This window comes from Halovulum dunhuangense, from assembly GCF_013093415.1.
Lineage (GTDB): Bacteria > Pseudomonadota > Alphaproteobacteria > Rhodobacterales > Rhodobacteraceae > Halovulum > Halovulum dunhuangense.
Genome location: NZ_JABFBC010000015.1, coordinates 1 through 2616, shown reverse-complemented (window position 1 = coordinate 2616; position 2616 = coordinate 1). Strand labels below are relative to the sequence as shown.

The window sequence follows — 2616 nt, the reverse complement described above, 5'->3', positions numbered from 1 at the left end:
GGCGAAAGAGGAAATGAATCGACCGGACGGACCCGGTGCATGGAGACCCTGGCTTTTATAAAGGCCCAAGAGGCCGACCATTTGTTGAGGGCCATGCTTCGCGGATTACCCATTTGGGCGCGCCACCATCGACCGGCGACGCCGGATAGATGTCAGCACCCGTCACGCTCGATGACTGCTTCGGAACGCTTGCAAAGGGAGAGCCGTCCATAGATGTAGAAGGTGCCTTCCGACATGCCATGCTTGCGGCACAGGTCCGCGCACTTCGCACCTGCCTCGTGCTCGGCAAGGATGCCGATGATCTGCTCGTCCGTGAATCGCGTCCGCTTCATTGTCCGTCCTCGGTTTTGCTCTGCCCCGTGAGAACTGGACCGTTTGAAGCTGGAGTTTTCGGCTAAGCTTTCCTGGCTGGGAGAGGAGCTGAGAACGATGAAGGCATCGAAGTTCACGGAGGCGCAGAAGGCGTTCATCCTGAAGCAGGGCGAGGGAGGCACGCCTGTCGCGGAGATCTGTCGCAAGGCGGGGATCAGCCAGGCGACCTACTTCAACTGGAAGAAGCGGTATGGCGGGTTGCTGCCGGACGAGATGCGCCGGCTGAAGGCGCTCGAGGACGAGAACAGCCGGCTGAAGAAGATCGTCGCCGACCTCACGCTGGACCGCGAGATGTTGCAGGATGTCATCCGCCGAAAGCTCTGAAGCCTGGCCGCATGCGCAAGCTCGTCACCGGGATGTGCGTTGATTGGGGTGTGTCGATCAGGAAGGCCTGTGGGGCCATCCGCTTCGACACCTCCACCTACCACTACAAGTCCCGGCGCACCGACCAGGCTCCCGTCGAGAGACGGATAAAGGAGATTGCCGAGATACGCGTACGCTATGGCTACCGCCGTGTGCATGTGCTGCTGCGCCGTGAAGGCTGGGAGATCAACATGAAGAAGACCCGCAGGATTTACAATGAGTTGGGCCTGCAACTCCGGAACAAGCACCCGAAGCGGCGCGTGACGGCGAAGCTCCGCGAGGACCGTCAGGAGGCCGCGGGTCCGAACGAGGTCTGGGCCATGGACTTCGTGCATGACCAGCTCGCCATGGGCAGGAAGCTCCGGATCCTGACCATCGTCGATACCCATTCCCGGCTGTGTCCGGCCGCCGATCCCCGCTTCGCCTACCGCGGCGAGGATGTCGTGCAGACCCTGGAACGGGTCTGCGGCAGGGTCGGCTATCCGAAGACGATCCGGGTCGACAACGTCCTATGTCGGGAGATTCTGGCTTCTTAGGTCAGCAGGTCATGGGACATCTGAACGATCAGATGCCCTGTTAGGTTTGCCCAGACGGGCTCTGCCGTCAAGAAATGATCTCTTCCATAGCAAACACAGGGTACGCGCGATGGCGGCCCTCACCGTCCTCAATACGAGATCCCAAATCCCAAGCAGAAGGCCCGAACATTATCTACGAGGTCAGATGCCTGCCTCCACGGCTCATGTCAGAGAGAGGTCCTTCCGCCTGGGCTCACCCCTTCGAAGAAGGGGCGATAGGGTTCGCCGTGTTTGACCACGGCGTGTACGGTGCGCGCCATTTTGGCCGCGATCGCGGTGTAGGCCTTGCGGCGCAGGTGCGCGTTGTGTCTGTCCTTGGAAATGTATCGCTCGAACTTGTCTCGGAAGCTGTTGGTCCGCTTGAGAACGGCGGTCTGGCCGGCCATCCAGAGCGTACGCCGCAACCGGGCGTTGCCATACTTCGAGATTCTGCTCTGACCGCGGAACATGCCGGACTGGACGGTGGCGAGATCCATTCCGCAGAACTTCAGGAACTGCCGGTGGTGCCGAAAGCGGCGGAGGTCTCCAGCTTCGGCCAGAATGGTCATGGCGTTGATCGGACCGATGCCGGGAACGGTCGTCAGTAGCTGATAGTCGGGCAGATCCGACAGTAGCGCGACGGCGCGGGCTTCGATCTCATCGCGTTGCCGGACCAGGCTGCGTCCCTCGGCCAGCACGAGGCGGAACATGCGGACTGCGTCGGAGTCCGGTTGAATGGGAAGTCCGACCGAACCAGTCGCCGTCGCGTAAATATCTGAAAGCAAGCGTTCTTTGGAGACTTTGCGGCCAACGACATCCCAGGCGTCGGCGATGAAGGCGTCCCGGCTCATGGCGGAGATCATGTGTGGCGATGGGTACTTCTCGAGGAACGCCAGGAACCAATCCGTCCGCGAGCTCCGGTGAAATCGTTCGGCCTCGGGAAAATACAGCGGCAGGTAGTGGGTCAGGATGCGGTGCCACAGCTCGGTCTTCGATCGCGAGACGATCTCGTGGCTCTTCGAGAGTTCCTGGATGTCGGCGGTCCCGACGACCATCGGATCGTGAAAGAACTGCACGGCGCCGATCTCCAGCATGTGGAGGATGACCTGGGCGTCCTTCGGGTCGTTCTTGTCCCAGCTGTTGTGCAGAGCCTCGCGCGTGCGGGCCAGAGCAACGGAGGAGACAAGCTTCAGCTCGAACCCGGCTTGGCCGAGATGATGCGCCAGCGGCCGGTGGTAATTGCCGGTCGCCTCGAACCCGATCCTCACCGGCAGGTCGTAGCTGGCAAGGGCCGCGCACAGACGCTCGAAATCTTCCAGCGTGTTCA

1 protein-coding gene and 2 pseudogenes are annotated in these 2616 nt (G+C 61.4%); 1 reads left to right on the top strand and 2 read right to left on the bottom strand.

Annotation, left to right across the window (positions count from 1 at the left end; genetic code table 11):
* Window positions 1-215 precede the first annotated feature (215 nt).
* Window positions 216-332 (bottom strand): annotated as a pseudogene (locus tag HMH01_RS17650) (transposase); the annotation flags it as partial.
* Window positions 333-429: 97 nt separating this feature from the next.
* Between HMH01_RS17650 and HMH01_RS17645 the strand changes: the two are divergent.
* Window positions 430-1238, top strand: a pseudogene (locus HMH01_RS17645) (IS3 family transposase); the annotation flags it as partial.
* 239 nt (window positions 1239-1477) lie between these two features.
* Here the strand turns inward: HMH01_RS17645 and HMH01_RS17640 are convergent.
* On the bottom strand, window positions 1478-2616 hold a 1139-nt coding region (locus HMH01_RS17640), incomplete at its 5' end, for an IS110 family RNA-guided transposase (protein ID WP_171327113.1).